Source organism: Prosthecobacter sp. (genome assembly GCF_034366625.1).
Lineage (GTDB): Bacteria > Verrucomicrobiota > Verrucomicrobiia > Verrucomicrobiales > Verrucomicrobiaceae > Prosthecobacter.
The window spans coordinates 74,353-88,703 of record NZ_JAXMIH010000023.1; the positions used below are offsets into that span (position 1 = coordinate 74,353).

Annotated in this window: 5 protein-coding genes; 4 read left to right on the forward strand and 1 reads right to left on the reverse strand. The window is 61.0% G+C overall.

The annotated features are described in order from the left end of the window. The first annotated feature begins 50 nt into the window (after nucleotides 1-50). From U1A53_RS20985 to U1A53_RS21000, 4 genes are read left to right on the forward strand one after another with little or no spacing between them, the layout of a single operon-like run. A complete protein-coding gene (locus U1A53_RS20985) occupies nucleotides 51-5,987 on the forward strand; it encodes an alpha-2-macroglobulin family protein (RefSeq protein ID WP_322283812.1) in 5,937 nt (1,978 codons plus the stop codon). Between the two features lie 33 nt (nucleotides 5,988-6,020). Further along, a complete protein-coding gene (locus tag U1A53_RS20990) occupies nucleotides 6,021-7,310 on the forward strand; it encodes a hypothetical protein (RefSeq protein WP_322283813.1) in 1,290 nt (429 codons plus the stop codon). 22 nt (nucleotides 7,311-7,332) lie between these two features. Beyond that, nucleotides 7,333-8,205: an alpha/beta hydrolase gene (locus U1A53_RS20995; RefSeq protein ID WP_322283814.1), complete on the forward strand. Its 873-nt coding sequence runs from the start codon at nucleotides 7,333-7,335 to the stop codon at nucleotides 8,203-8,205. A 4-nt stretch (nucleotides 8,206-8,209) separates the two neighbouring features. Further along, nucleotides 8,210-11,326, forward strand: a complete 3,117-nt coding sequence (locus tag U1A53_RS21000; RefSeq protein ID WP_322283815.1) for a PAS domain S-box protein — start codon at nucleotides 8,210-8,212, stop codon at nucleotides 11,324-11,326. A 10-nt stretch (nucleotides 11,327-11,336) separates the two neighbouring features. On the opposite strand, the gene U1A53_RS21005 is transcribed toward U1A53_RS21000, so the two are convergent. Beyond that, nucleotides 11,337-14,336, reverse strand: a complete 3,000-nt coding sequence (locus U1A53_RS21005) for a PSD1 and planctomycete cytochrome C domain-containing protein (RefSeq protein ID WP_322283816.1) — start codon at nucleotides 14,334-14,336, stop codon at nucleotides 11,337-11,339. Nucleotides 14,337-14,351 lie beyond the last annotated feature (15 nt).

Genomic DNA, 14,351 nt, shown 5'->3' on the forward strand with positions numbered 1-14,351 from the left:
CTCGCTCCCTGCGGCGGCATGCTACTTTCACGGCGAACCCTTCGTTCGCCATGAAAACCACTTTCAGCCTCGTGCTGCTGCCAGTCATAACACTGGCGTTTGTCTCCGCCACTGCGGCTCCTGCCAAGAAGAGCCGTTCCGATACCCAAACACCGGCTCCTCCGGCGCTCCAGGCCGAGATCAGCATCAATCCCGTCGAACTTGCCCCTGAATCGACCATTGAGGTCGTGTTTCCGACGCCGATGATCGCGAAGGAGCGCATCGGCAAGAATGAGGAAACCTCGCCGCTTGTCGTCACGCCGGAACTCACCGGCACGTTTGAGTGGACGAGCACGCGCAGCGGGCATTTTCATCTCACTCAGGCGCCAAAGTTCGCCAGCAGCTACGATTTCAAACTGCGCGGTGGTTTGACCGACCTGGCAGGCAAGCCACTCTCGACGGAGACGCTTGATTCCGTTCAAAGCGCTCAATTCCGCATCATTGATCAGCATCCGCGCTGGTTCGATGACGATGCGCAGAACCGCAGTCCGCGCTTCCTGTTTGAATTCAACGACGGCGTCACGCCTGCGGAAGCCGCGAAGCACATCCGTTTCGTGTCCGAGTCGTCTCCACAGCCCATCGCGGCGAAGGTGCGCCATGCCACGGGCAAGGACTTCACACGCTGGAGTGCCGAGGCGCAGCCGACCTGGGCGGAAGAGATTTCCAAGGCCAAACCGGCCGTGACCGACGATGCGCCGCGTCTCAGCGCCATCGTGGTGGAGCCGGTGTCGCCGCTCTCCATCGGCAAATGGAAGCTCACCGTCGCGGAAACACTCGGCAACGCCTCGGGTCAAAATCAGCTCGCCACCGGCGACGAGATCACGCTGGGCGAGATCAAGCCCTTCGCCGTCACCCATGTCAGCGCACACACGCCGTTCGACAGTGACTACTACCTCGAAATCGACTTCAACAAGCGCCTCTTGCCGCCTTCGGACGAAGAAATGAAGCCCGAGGAACAGACCGCGTTCGCAAAGAAACTCGCCGCGCTCATTCACATCGACCCGATTCCGACTGGTGAGACGAAAGCGGAGGTGACTCACCGCACGCTGCGCATCAGCGGCAAATTCCCGCTCAATCAGCCGCAGACCGTCACCGTCGATCCCACGATGACCTCCGGTGATGGCATGACGCTCGGTGCTCCGGTGAAAAACAGCGTCACTTTCATCCCGAACCCGCCTTACGTCGCCGCACCAGCCTTCATCAACGCCCAGCTTGCCAAAGGTGGTGCCAATTATGAATTCAGCGCCGCGAACGTGAGCCAGGTGCGTGTGCGTGCGAAGCGTCTCAACGGTCCTGAGCTGCTCAAAGCGCTCGATCTTTACCGCGCCTATCAAACCGCCTACTACGGCAATGAGAAACAAAAGGCCGCTTACAAGACGCAGTCCATCGACGCCTATCCAGGCACGCAGGTGTTTGACCGCAGTTTCCCGATCACGAAGCCGCTGGATCAAAGCGAGATCGTGAAGCTGAACTGGCGCGAAGTGCTGGGCGATCAACCTGCCGCCCCGCTGTTCATCGAAATCGAAGGTGCCGCCGCCGCCGGACTCACGCAGAAGGGCGTCGTCACGCAGTCGCTCGTGCAGTTCACCGATCTCGGCATCATGCAAAAGAGCAACGGCAAGGAGACGATGGTCTTTGTCACCTCGCTCGAAACCGGCAAGCCGGTGCCCGGCGTGCGGCTCACGCTCGTCGATGCTGATCTGAAACTCGTCGGCTACGGCGACACGGATGCCAGTGGCATCGCCACCGCGCCTGGAGCCACGCCCGCGTTTGTGATGGCGGAGAAAAACGGCGACTGTGCCGTGATCGAGTGCGGCAACAGCGGCATCGGCGTGCCTTACGACATTTTACAGGCTTATGAAAGTGTGTGGCAGGCGCAACGGCGCACCTTTGTGTTCTCCGACCGTCCGCTCTACAAGCCCGGCGAGACCGCGCACTTCAAGGCGCACACGCGTCTGCTCATCGGCGACGACTTGAGCCTCGATCAAGCGCCTGCTGAAGGCCGCCTCGTGATTCGCGATCCGCGTTACCGCGTCGTCATCGACAAGCCGGTCACCTTCACTGCCAGCGGTGCCTGGGCGGATGATGTCGTGCTCCCCACCGGTCCTGCAGGCTGGTATGATCTCTCGATCAATCTCAAAGCACCCAATCCCAACAGCCAGAGCGATGACGGTGGCGGCATGACCTTCCGCATCGACGATTACAAGCCAAACACCTTCGAGGTGAAACTCGACACGAAAGAGATCAAGTTTGAGCCTGATCGCATCCAGCTTTCGCTCAGCGCCAATTACTTCATGGGCAAGGCCCTCTCCGTCGCGAAGGTGCAGTGGAGCGCGAATTCGGAACGTGATTACGAAGCGCCCGAGGCGTATCGCCAGTATCACTTCGGCGAAGCTCCCGCGTGGTCGCACTATGCGCAGGATCGCGATGCTGATGGCGATTACGCCGGGCACGACAACGACGAAGAAGAAAACGAGTGGTTCGTGAATGGGGATCTGTACCTTGGCGATGACGGCACCGCGACGCTCGAAATGCCGCAGCCGCCCGCAGATCGTGCCGCATTGCCGCAGCGCGTGCGCGTGAACGCCGAAGTCACCGACATCAACGAGCAGACGATCAGCTCCGCCGCCGAGTTTGAAGTCCCCGGCGCAAATTTCCTGCTCGGTCTCAAAGGCCCCGACTATTTCGGCACAGCAGGCAAGGCGCTGCAGCTTGAGGTCGTCGCGATTGACTCCAAAGGCGCTCCCGCCTCCGGCAATGTGCGTGTGGATGTCAAAGTCGAGCGCCAGGAGTATCACACGCTCAAAATCGCCACCGCAGGCGGCGGCAGCACCACGAAGGATCAGGTCATCCTGCGCGAGGAACTGAAACAAAGCCTCGATTTGAAGCCAGCGACCGCCGGTTCCGCACCTGCGATGAGCATTCCGTTCACACCGGCACGCGGCGGCGTTTATTTCGTCACGGCGGAAGCGGTGGATGCCAAAGGCACCAAAGTGATCTCGCGCATGCCGTTTTACGCCGTCGGCGGGAATGAATTCCCCTGGGCGATGGAAGATGGCAACCGCATGAACCTCCAACCGGAAAAGACGACGCTCAAACCCGGCGAGGACGCCGTGATCGTGGTCAAAACACCCATCGCAGGCACCGCGCTCGTCACCGTGGAGCGCAACAAGCTGCATCGTCAGTTTGTGACCGAACTCACGCTCGAAAACCCGATCATCCGCATTCCGCTCGGCGAAAACGAGTTCCCGAATGTCTTCGTCTCCGTCATCGTCATCCGCGGTTCCGCCGCCAGCACCAAGCAGCACAAGATGCCCGAGTATCGCGTTGGTTATTGCGCCCTGAAGGTCGAATCGGACGCCAAGGAACTGAAACTCGCCGTGAAGCCGGATCGCGATGAAGTTCGCCCTGCCGAGGCAGTGAACATCACCACCACGATCACCGATGCCAAAGGCGCGCCTGTCTCCGGCAGCGATGTCACGCTCTACGCCGTCGATGAAGGCGTGCTGAGCCTCATGAGCCACGAGACGCCTGACCCTTCGGCCTATTTCCACGCCGAACTGCCGCTCGCCATCGATAGCTTCACTTCGTTCGACAATCTGCTGCCCGAAGAACTCGCCGCACGCGACCGTGGCAACAAAGGCTTCGTCGTCGGTGACAAAGGCGGCGACGGCAACGGCGCGAACGCCACCATCCGCAAAAACTTCATCGTCACGCCGCTCTGGCTCGCCTCTGGCATCACCGATGCTCAGGGCAAGCTGACCGCCAGCGTCACCGCACCGGACAATCTCACGCGCTACCGCATCATGGCCGTCGCAGCGCATGGCGTGGATCGTTTCGGTAAAGGCGAGTCCGCCTTCAAGATCAACAAGCCGCTCATGATCGAACCCGCCGTGCCGCGCTTCGCCCGCCTCGGCGATGAATTCCTCGTCAAAGCCGTCGTTCACAACACCACACCAAACGCGGGTGCTGTTGAGGTCACGCTCGAACTCGATGGCAGCGCGAACTTCATTCAGGAGAAGCGCGATTTCATTCCCGCCTCGCTCACCGCCGACACCGGTGGCAGCGCGAAGCAGCAGAAAGTCATCCTCCAGATCAAAGCCGGTGAAACCGCCGCCACCGCCTTCCCCGTGCAGTTTGTGCAGCTCGGTACGGCGAAATGGAAATGGATCGCACGCGGCGTGAACTGGGCCGCCGAGGCCAGCGATGGCACCGAATCGACCTTCGAGGTGAATCATCCTGTGCCCGAGCTGCGCTATGTGAGCTACACACGCCTCAAAGCCGATGAACCCGTCGATAACCTCATCAAGAATGTGAACCCCGCGCTGCTCGAAGGCGAAGGCTCGCTCTCGCTCGGCATCAGCAACAGCCGCCTCTACGAGGCCCGCGACGCGCTCGATTACCTCTTGAAGTATCCTTACGGCTGCGTCGAGCAGACCACCTCCGCCACGATGCCTTGGCTTACGCTTGGCAAATACGAGCCGCTGTTCCCCGATCAACTCGGCGGCGGAAAAGCGAAGCTCGTCATTCAATCCGGCGTGAACAAGCTGCTGCAAATGACCACCGACGAAGGCGGTCTCGCCTACTGGCCCGGCGGCACCGAGCCGACCTTCTGGGGCAGCGCTTACGGCGGCCTGCTGCTGCTGCGCGCGCGTGATCAAGGCGCGGATGTTCCTGCCGATGCCATCAACAAGCTCGTCGAATACCTCTCCAAAAAGCTGCGTGGCCTTGAGGAAGAAAAAGACCTCTACAACATCGCCGACTCCGCCCTCGCGCTCTACACACTCGCCAAAGCTGGCAAACCCGAGCCAGCTTATCAAAACCTGCTCTTTGGCAAGCGCGACAAACTGCCGGAAACCGCCCGTCTCTACCTCGCGCTCTCGATGTGCATCAGCAACACGCCTGCCCAGCAGATCAAAGACACCCTCGGTTGGAAACCACCCGCGCCTCCGACACCGCCGAAAACCGACAGCAAGACCAAGGTCGCTGCTTCCAAGGCCAAATCGAAGTCCAAGACCGACACGAAGGCCAAAACAACGATTCCAGCGCCTGCACCGGTGATTTGGAGCCACTGGGCCGGCAACGGCGCGAACAAAGCGCTGCGTTTGATCTGCTACACGCACCTCGGCCTCACCACCGATGCTGAAGCGCTCGCCTTGTCGATCCTGCAATCACGCAATGGCCGTGGCGAGTGGGGCAACACCTTCACCAATGCCTGGATGCTCACCGCCTTGTCCGCCTACGAGCGCAGCTTGAAGAAAGTCGGCGAGCCGTTGGCCGCCACTGGCCGCTGGGACACGCAATCAGTGCCGCTGAACCTCACCGCAGGCTTTTCCAGCGCCCGTGTGAACTTCGCGCTCAATGAGGCGCTCAGCGCGAAGCCACTCAGCGTCGAGCTTCCTGCCGGACGCGAGATTTTCAGCCGCATCGAGGCCCGCAGCTTCCCGCCGCAGCGTGATTTCGCCGGTGAGAACAAAGGCTACGCCATTGAACGCACCTACGAGGAGCTGAACATGGACGGCTCCACCACCGGCACCGACGACCTCCGCGTCGGCGACATGGTCGTCGTCACGCTTAAGATCGAAATCGGCGGTGGTGATCGCTACCTCGCCATCGACGACTCCCTGCCCGCCGTCTTCGAGGCCATCAATCCCGAGTTCGGCACCCAGAGCGAACGCGAAGGCGACCAGCTCCCCGACGGCACCCAGCCCTGGTTCTGCGACCACCGCGAGATCCGCACTGACCGCGCCCTGTTCTTCACCGACTACGCCCCTGCCAAAGGCAAGTTCAGCCTCCAATACCTCGCGAGAGTCATCGCCGAAGGAGACACCACCGCTCCGCCCGCCCGCATCGAAGCCATGTATCAACCCGACAAATACGGCCTCAGCCCGACGCAACGCATTCGCACCTTGCCGTCGGGGAATACGAAGGTGGCAGAATCGAAGTGAGACGGATGCTTTCGTCTGTCGTAATCGTTCGCAATGTCCGCATCTGCTGCTGAATCCATCTCTCGCATCCGTGCCTCATTTCCTGAGCAAGGTTTCTTCCAGGACAAGGAGTGGGTGCTGTCGCCGGAGGCGTTTGCGCTGGATGCGGCGACGGTGGAGCTGATTCGAGCACTCGGACCGGCGTTGCGGGCGTTTCAGCGGGCGTGCAACCGGTTGTACTTCGATGAGGCATATCCTTGGGTGGCGAAGCTGCTGGATCAGGGCAAGCCGCAACGGGTGATCGAGTTGGGAAGTAATCCGCGCTGGCATGAGGATCTGCCGCGCGTGCTGCGGCCGGATTTGGTGCTGACGGAAACCGGCGTGAGCATTTCAGAACTTGATTCGCTGCCCGGCGGCATCGGTTTGACGGCATGGCTGAATGAAACGTATGCCGCGCTGGATCAAAACGTGATTGGCGGCGCTGCGGGCATGCAGGATGGCTTTGCGGCGGCGTTTCCGAACGAGGACATTCTGATCTCACATGAATCAGGCGATTACTTCCCGGAGATGAGCTGGCTGGCGGAGCGATTGGGCCGCCGTGTGCTGCGACCGTGGGAGGTGGAGCCGTTTGAACTGAATGGCGCGGCGATTTACCGCTTCTTCGAGCTGTTTGACCTCACCAACGTCGAAAACGCCGACTCGATGCTGCGCATGGCCGCGCGCGGCGAATCGAGCTTCACGCCGCCGATCAAAGCCTTCCTCGAAGAGAAGCTGTGGCTCGCGCTGTTCTGGTCGCCCGCCTTGGAAGACTTCTGGAACTCAGCCCTGAGCACTGAGCACCGCGAACTATTGAAGAAATGTATTCCGATGGGCTGGGTGGTCGATCCGGTGCCACTGCCGCCGTTCGCGGTGTGGCCGAAGCTCGATATTCAGAGCTGGCATGAGATGAAATCGTTCGGCGGCAAGCAGCGGCAGTTGGTGTTGAAGATCAGCGGCTTCTCAGAGCGCGGCTGGGGCTCGCGAGGGGTGTTTATCGGCCACGATTTGTCACAGGAGCAGTGGGGCGCGGCGATTGACGAGGCGCTGGCGAGTTTCCCGACGAATCCGTTTGTGTTGCAGGAGTTTCATCGCGCGAAGGTCGTTGTGCATCCGGCCTGGGATGAGGAGAAACAGGCCACGCGGGCGATGCAGAGCCGAGTGCGGCTGTGCCCGTATTATTTTGCCACGTCGCATGAGGACAACGATCCCGCGCTCGGCGGCGTGCTGGCCACGGTGTGCCCGGCGGACAAAAAAATCCTCCACGGCATGCGGGACGCGATGATGCTGCCTTGCGTTGCGCGGTGATTTCCGCTCCAATGGCGGCACCATGAAGCTCATTTCCGCCCTTCTCCTCGTCTCGACCTCCGTTTTCGCTGCTGAACCGATTGTGGTGAAACTCTGGCCCGGCGGCGCACCGGAAAAACCAGGCGTGAAGATTGAAGCAGAAAAGGAAGTGCCCAAGAAGAACGCCGATGACGTGCAGCGCATCACGAACGTCACCGATCCGATGATCACGGTGTTCAAACCGGAAAAGCCGAATGGCACGGCGGTGCTCGTGTGCCCTGGCGGTGGTTACGGCATCCTGGCCTATGAGCACGAAGGCTCGCAGGTGTGTGATTTTCTCAATCAGCACGGTGTGACGGGCATCCTGCTCAAATACCGCGTGCCACGGCGTGATCCCGCCGATCCTTCCCGCGAACCGTTGCAGGACGCGCAGCGCGCGATGGGCCTCATCCGCCATCACGCTGCTGAGTGGGGCCTCAAGCCAGACCGCATCGGCATCCTGGGCTTTTCAGCCGGTGGTCATCTCGCCGTCATGGCCACGTTGCACGCCAACGAGCGGACCTACACGACCGATCCGGCGCTCGATGTCGAGGATGCGACGCCGAATTTCTCGATACCCATCTATCCGGCCTATCTCGTCACCAAGGAGGACACGTTTCAGCTCCTGCCGAGCGTCCAGGTCACGGCCAAGTCACCGCCGATGTGCCTGGTCCATGCGCATGACGACAAAGGTGTCACCAGCGCGAGCGGCAGCGCCCTGCTGTATCTCGAATACAAAAAGCTCAACCTCCCCTGCGAACTGCACATCTACACCCAAGGCGGTCACGGCTTCGGCATGCGCAAGAGCGGCAAGCCCGTCAACGACTGGGCCGTGCGCGTGGCGGAATGGATGAAGTCGATGGGGTATATCCCGTGAGACCATGAAGACCCACAAGTCCCGTCCCGCGGCCTTGGCGCCGACGGATCCTGATTCCCACCGGCTGGTGGTGGAGGATTTGACGGAGACGATCTGCCGCTTCCTGCCAGACGGTACCTTCACCTATGTGAACGAGGTGTACTGCCGATTGTTTGGCAAGACGACGGATGAACTGATCGGAAGCCGCTGGCAGCCCGTGGCGGTGGCGGACGATCTGCCAATGATCGAGGAGAAGCTGCGCGTGCTTTCGCCGGAGAACCCGGTGGTGGTGATCGAGAACCGCATCCACGATGGCCAGGGACAGGTGCGTTGGATGCAGTTCGTAAACCGCGGTCTGTTTGATGCTTCAGGTCATCTGGTGGAGATGCAATCGGTGGGACGTGACATCTCGGAGCGTGTACTGGCCGAACGGAAACTGGAGGAAAGCCAGCAGCGCTGGCGCTTTGCCTTGGAAAGCTCGGGCTTTGGTGTGTGGGACTGGGACATCGAACACGACCGGCTGTTTTTTTCCAGCCAGTGGAAGGCCATGATCGGTTATGAACCGCAGGATGCCATGCCTGGCAATTCCTCGGAGTGGCAGGCGATGATGCATCCTGGTGACTGGCCGGGTGTGCTTTCAACAGCTCAAGAGCATCTCGAAGGCAGAAGTCCGAGCCTGGTCGATGAGTTTCGACTGCGCTGCAAGGACGGCTCGTGGAAATGGGTGTTAAGTCGCGGACGTGTGATCGAGCGTGATGCCTTGGGCCGGCCATCTCGCATGATCGGCACCACGGAGGACATTTCCAAGCGCAAGGCGGCGGAGGAGCGTGAGGCGCACAGCCTGCGGATGATCGCTGAAGGAGCGCCCTCCACGGCGGTGCTGGAGGCCATCACGCGCAATGTGGAGGCGGGTTTCCCGGGCATGCGGTGCAGTGTGATGCTGGTGGATGCCTCAGGCACTCGTTTGCAGATGAAGACCGCGCCCGGCCTGCCGGATTATGCCAGGGAGGCCATCGACGGCATGCTCATCGCTCCAAACGTGGCTTGCTGTGGTGCGGCGGCCTATTCGGGCATGCGTGTGATCTGCCCGAATGTGCTGGCAGACGCACGCATGGAACCGTTCCACAAGCTGGCCTTGAAGGCCAATCTGCGCGCCTGCTGGTCCGAGCCGATCCTGAGCAGTGCCGGGAAGGTGCTGGGCACCCTGGCCTGCTATCACCCGGCGCCCCACGACCCCTCCCAGACGGAGATTCAAACGGTCGCCAACGCGGCGCGTCTCGCCGGCCTGGCGATCGAGCGTGAATGGAAGGAGCAGGCGCTGCGGATCAGCGAGGAGCGCTATGCACGCGCCCTGCGCGGCACCACCGACGGACTGTGGGACTGGAACATCGTGACGGGGGATGTTTATCTCTCCCCGCGCTGGAAGCAGATGTTGGGATTTGAGGAGAATGAGCTGAAGAACAATCGCGAGTCGTCCTTTCTGTCCCGGCTGCATCCCGATGACGTGCCGAAGGTGCATGCCGCACGCAAAGAGCATTTCGAACGGCGTGCGCCTTATCAGGTGGAGTGCCGTCTTCTGACCAAGGCCGGAGATTACCGGTGGTTCCTTGTCCGCGGGCAGGCCGACTGGAATGAGAACGGCGAGGCCGTGCGCATGACCGGGACGATCTCAGACATCACCGAACGCAAGCTGGCCGAGCAGGCGCTGGAGGTGAGCGAGCAACGTTTCCGGGCTGTGTTTGAGCAGGCGGCGGTGGGGATCGCGGTGATCGAGACCTCCACGGGACGCTACCTCGACTTGAACCAGCGCATGTGCGAGATCAATCACCGCACCCGTGAGGAGATGCTAAAGCTCACCTTCATGGAGGTGACCCACCCGGATGATCTTCAGGATGATCTGAACCAGATGCAGGAGCTGAAGGAGGGAACAATCTACAGCTTCAACATGGAAAAACGCAACGTGGCTCCGGACGGTGCCCTGACCTGGATCAACCTGACCGTCGCGCCCATGTGGCGTCCCGGTGAGCCGCCGCTGCGCCACATCGCCGTGGTGGAGGACATCCATGAGCGCAAGCAGGCGGAGTTTAACTACCGCCGTGAACTGGCCTACAACCAGGCGCTGGTGAACCACACCTCGGCCTTCATCTTTGTGATGGATGTCGAGGGACGGTTCTTGCACTGCAATGCGGCTTTCTTCACCACCATGGGTTACAAGGCAAAGGAGGTGATCGGCAAAACACCGTGGGAGATCGGTTTGATGGATGCGCAGGAGGTTGTGCGCTCGAAAGAACGCTTCGCCCGTCTGCTGCGTGGCGAGGACAACCCGCCCACCGATGTGCGTCTGCGCACCAAGAGCGGTGAATGGCGTGCCGTGGAGGTGCGCAGCACTTCCACCCGCAAGCCGGACGGCAGTCCTGACCGCATCGTCATCACCGGCACGGACATGACCGAGCGCAACCGCCTGCAGCGCGAGGTGCTCCGTGTCATCGAGCAGGAGCAGGCGCGCGTGGGGCATGATCTGCATGATGGCGTGGGCCAGACCATGACCGGCATGGTCATCATGATGGAGGCGTTGGAGGCGGAGTTGAATGGTGAGGCCAAGGCGCATGCCCTTCGCATCCACGAGCTGATGAATGAGTCGGTTTCCGAGGTCCGCCGCATGTCTCACGGGCTGTCGCCCACGAGCGTCAAATACCGGGGGCTGGAAGGCGCCTTGAATCTGCTGGCGGAAACTGTGCGCACCAACTTCCGCACACCATGCAGTTGCGATGTGGAAGCCACAATCGCCATCAACAATGAGGACAAGGAGGCCCACCTCTTCCGCATCGCCCAGGAGGCGGTTAACAACGCCCTGCGTCATGGCAGGCCGGGCGAGGTGAAAATCTCGCTGCGCGGAGTCGGACCTTGCGAATGTGAACTGCGTGTCGAGGACGATGGGACGGGCATGAGGAAGTCCAAGGCCCGCAAGGAAAACGGCAACGATGGCATCGGCATGCGTGTGATGGAGTACCGCGCCAATTTGATCGGCGGCAGGCTCAAGATTCACAACAAACCCAAAAAGGGCGTCATCGTCACCTGTCGCTTCGAGTGTGATGCGGGCGGATGCGCGCCAGCTCCGGTTCAGAAGAGGTCCGCCAAATAGCGCGGGTGGTTCACTCCCTCGTGATCAGTTCGTCCAAGTTCAGCACAATGCGCGCAGTCGCCACCCAGGAGGCGTTTTCGGGCGCTGGGACATTGGGAGCGGCATGATTGCCGATGGCTGCTTTTGCTTCTTCAGCAGGCCCGTTTTGATAGGTGTAGCGTGATTCGGTGAGGAGTTTTTGAAGTGAGGTGAGTTCCTCGGCAGACGGTGAACGTGAAACGCAGAAGCGGAAGGCGCGGGCGAGACGTGCGGCGTCGTCCTTGAGCGATACATCGGTCAAAATGTGTTTCGCCAGCGATTGAGCGGCCTCGGCGAAGGCTTCGGCGTTGAGCGTGGTGAGGGCTTGCAGCGGGGTATTGGAGACGGTGCGCTTCACGTTGGTCGTGTTGGCATCGGGGCAGTCGAAAGCGGTGAGATCGGGATGTGGGGCTGTGCGTTTGAAGAAGGTGTACATGCCACGGCGATAGCGGTCCTCGCCCTTGCTGGTGGTCCATTTGAAATTGCCCGCGTAGCTCAGCGCGTCGATGCCCTCGGGAATCGGCGGGAAGACGCTGGGACCGCCGATCTTGGCGGAGAGCAGGCCGCTGGCGGCGAGGTAGAGGTCGCGCACGATCTCGCCATCGACGCGCAGGCGGTTTTGACGCCAGAGCAGCGCGTTCTTCGGATCGATCTCCATCACCTTCGGCGGCAGATTGGCCGGGATCACCGAGCTTTGGCGATAGGTGGCGGAAAGCATGATGGTCTTGAGGATCTTCTTCCGGCTCCAGCCCTGCTTGATGAATTCATCCGCCAGCCAGTCGAGCAGTTCGGGATGCGTGGGCGGTTCGCCGCGAACGCCGAAGTCGGCGGAGGTGCGCACGAGGCCCTCGCCGAAGAGGCGGCCCCAGAAGTGGTTCACCGTGACGCGAGGGGTGAGCGGATTGCTTTTGCTGACGAGCCAGCGGGCGAGATCCAGGCGCGTGGAGCCTTTGAGAGGCGGCAGAGTGGCCAATGAAGCAGGCGTGACTTCATCGGCGGGTTGAAGGAAGTCGCCGCGATGCAGCAGGTTTGTTTTGCGCGGGTTGTTGTTCCGCTGGGCGATCACGCGCACATCCATCACGGGTGGTTTGGGCAGTTTCGATTCCGCTTCCTTTAACGCGCGGTCGGCGGCGATGACTTCAGGATCAACTTTCTCCATCCATGCCCACAGCGGCAGGATGACGACGGGATTCCGACGTTTCGGTTCCTCGCTGAGGATCTTGCGGATTGGCTCGGGCACGATGCTGTCCTCAGTTTCCTCGCTCGCGGCGAGGATGCGGAAGCGACCGATGGTGTGGCCGGACTGCTTGTAGTTTTGGTCGAGCCGCAGTGTGAGCTTGTCGCCAGACTGCATGACCAACGGTTCGGCGAACTGCACGGTGAAAGCGCCTCTTTTGCCGATGGCACCGGCCCAGCCGGTTTGATCATCGCCATCGAGTGTCTTGTCGGCGGTGAAGGTCTTCTGCTCAAAATCGGCTTTGGGTGAGTGCAGGATGAGTTCCTGCGTGGTTTTGCCGTGCTGAAGCGTCGCGGCGATCTTGGTGAGCACAAAGTTGCCGCCCTTGTTGTAGCCAGGGCCTTTGCCGGGCAGGGAATCATCCGGCAGGACTTCGATTTGCAGCGCGGTGATGGGTTTGGCATGGCCGCTGACTTCGAGTGTGTAGCTGTCGGTCTTCGGCGTTTTGCTTTGCGCGAGGTAGGAGCCGTCCGGCTGCTTTTGCAGCTTCGCGGAAATCGCCTTGGCATTCGAGATCGGCAGCGGTTCGAATTTTTGCACCGCTTTGGTTCCGGCGGCCTTGGTGAGGCGTGCTTTGATGACTTTTTCCCATTCGGGCAGTTTGATCGGCAATTCGGCCTTGGCGGCGTCGAGGGCTTTGCGCAGCGGAATGAGCTTCTTCACGGCATCACCGTTCTTCTTCTCGTATTCGGTCCATGCCTCGGGTGTGGTGGGCACCTGGCGGTTCACTTCGTCACCGTTGTTGAAGTAGGCGAAGAGCTGATAGTACTCCTTCTGCGTGATCTGATCGTATTTGTGCGTGTGGCACCGTGCGCAGCCGACGGTGAGGCCGAGCCACACGGTGCCGAGCGTTTCCGTGCGGTCCATGCAGGCCTCGATGCGGAACTGCTCCTGGTCGGTGCCACCCTCGGTGTTGGTGAGTGTTTGACGATTGAACGCAGTGGCGACGATTTGCTCGGGCGAGGCATCGGGCAGCAAATCACCGGCGAGTTGTTCGATGGTGAATTGATCGAAAGGCAGGTCGTCGTTGACGGCGCGGATGACCCAGTCGCGGAAGCGCCACGCATCGGGACGCGGACGGTCTTTTTCATAGCCGTCGCTGTCCGCGTAGCGTGCCATGTCGAGCCACTGGCGGCCCCAGCGCTCGCCGAAGCGTTCGGAGGCAAACGCACGATCCAGCATCACCTCGTAAGATTTGGGCGACTGGTCCTGCACAAACGCATCGACTTCTTCCAGTGTGGGCGGAAGGCCGAGCAGATCGTAGTGAACGCGGCGGATCAACGTGATGCGATCTGCTTCAGGCGAGGAGGTAATGCCCTTCTCGGCGAGCTTGGCGCGGATGAATTCGTCGATGCCGCTGTCTTTGGGTCGTGTGACCGGCGTGTAAGCCCAATGCGACACGAACTTGGCTCCTTCGGCGATCCACTGGCTCAGCACTTCGATGTCTCGCGCTTTGACCGGATGTTTGGCGCGATGCTTCGGCGGCGGCATCTGTTCCTCAGGATCATCGGAGGCGAGGCGGGCGATCATCTCGCTCTCATCCGGCTTGCCAGGCACGATGCCATGCGCGCCGCTTTTCAGCGCTTTGAGGGCAAGTTCCCGACTGGTGAGCACGAGTCCGCCCTTCGAGTCATCCGGGCCGTGGCATTCGAGACAGTGCTCGGCAAAGAGTGGCTGGACATCGCGGACGAAATCGACCGGCGCGGCTTGGACGGCGGCGGCAAGGAAGAGAGGGTAGAGACGAAAAGCAGACACACAGTCTAAACGCCG

Excerpts from the sequence above, each read along its gene's own strand:
- U1A53_RS20985 (WP_322283812.1), top strand. The coding sequence starts at position 51 with ATGAAAACCACTTTCAGCCTCGTGCTGCTGCCAGTCATAACACTGGCG.
- U1A53_RS20990 (WP_322283813.1), top strand. The coding sequence starts at position 6,021 with ATGTCCGCATCTGCTGCTGAATCCATCTCTCGCATCCGTGCCTCATTT.
- U1A53_RS20995 (WP_322283814.1), top strand. The coding sequence starts at position 7,333 with ATGAAGCTCATTTCCGCCCTTCTCCTCGTCTCGACCTCCGTTTTCGCT.
- U1A53_RS21000 (WP_322283815.1), top strand. The coding sequence starts at position 8,210 with ATGAAGACCCACAAGTCCCGTCCCGCGGCCTTGGCGCCGACGGATCCT.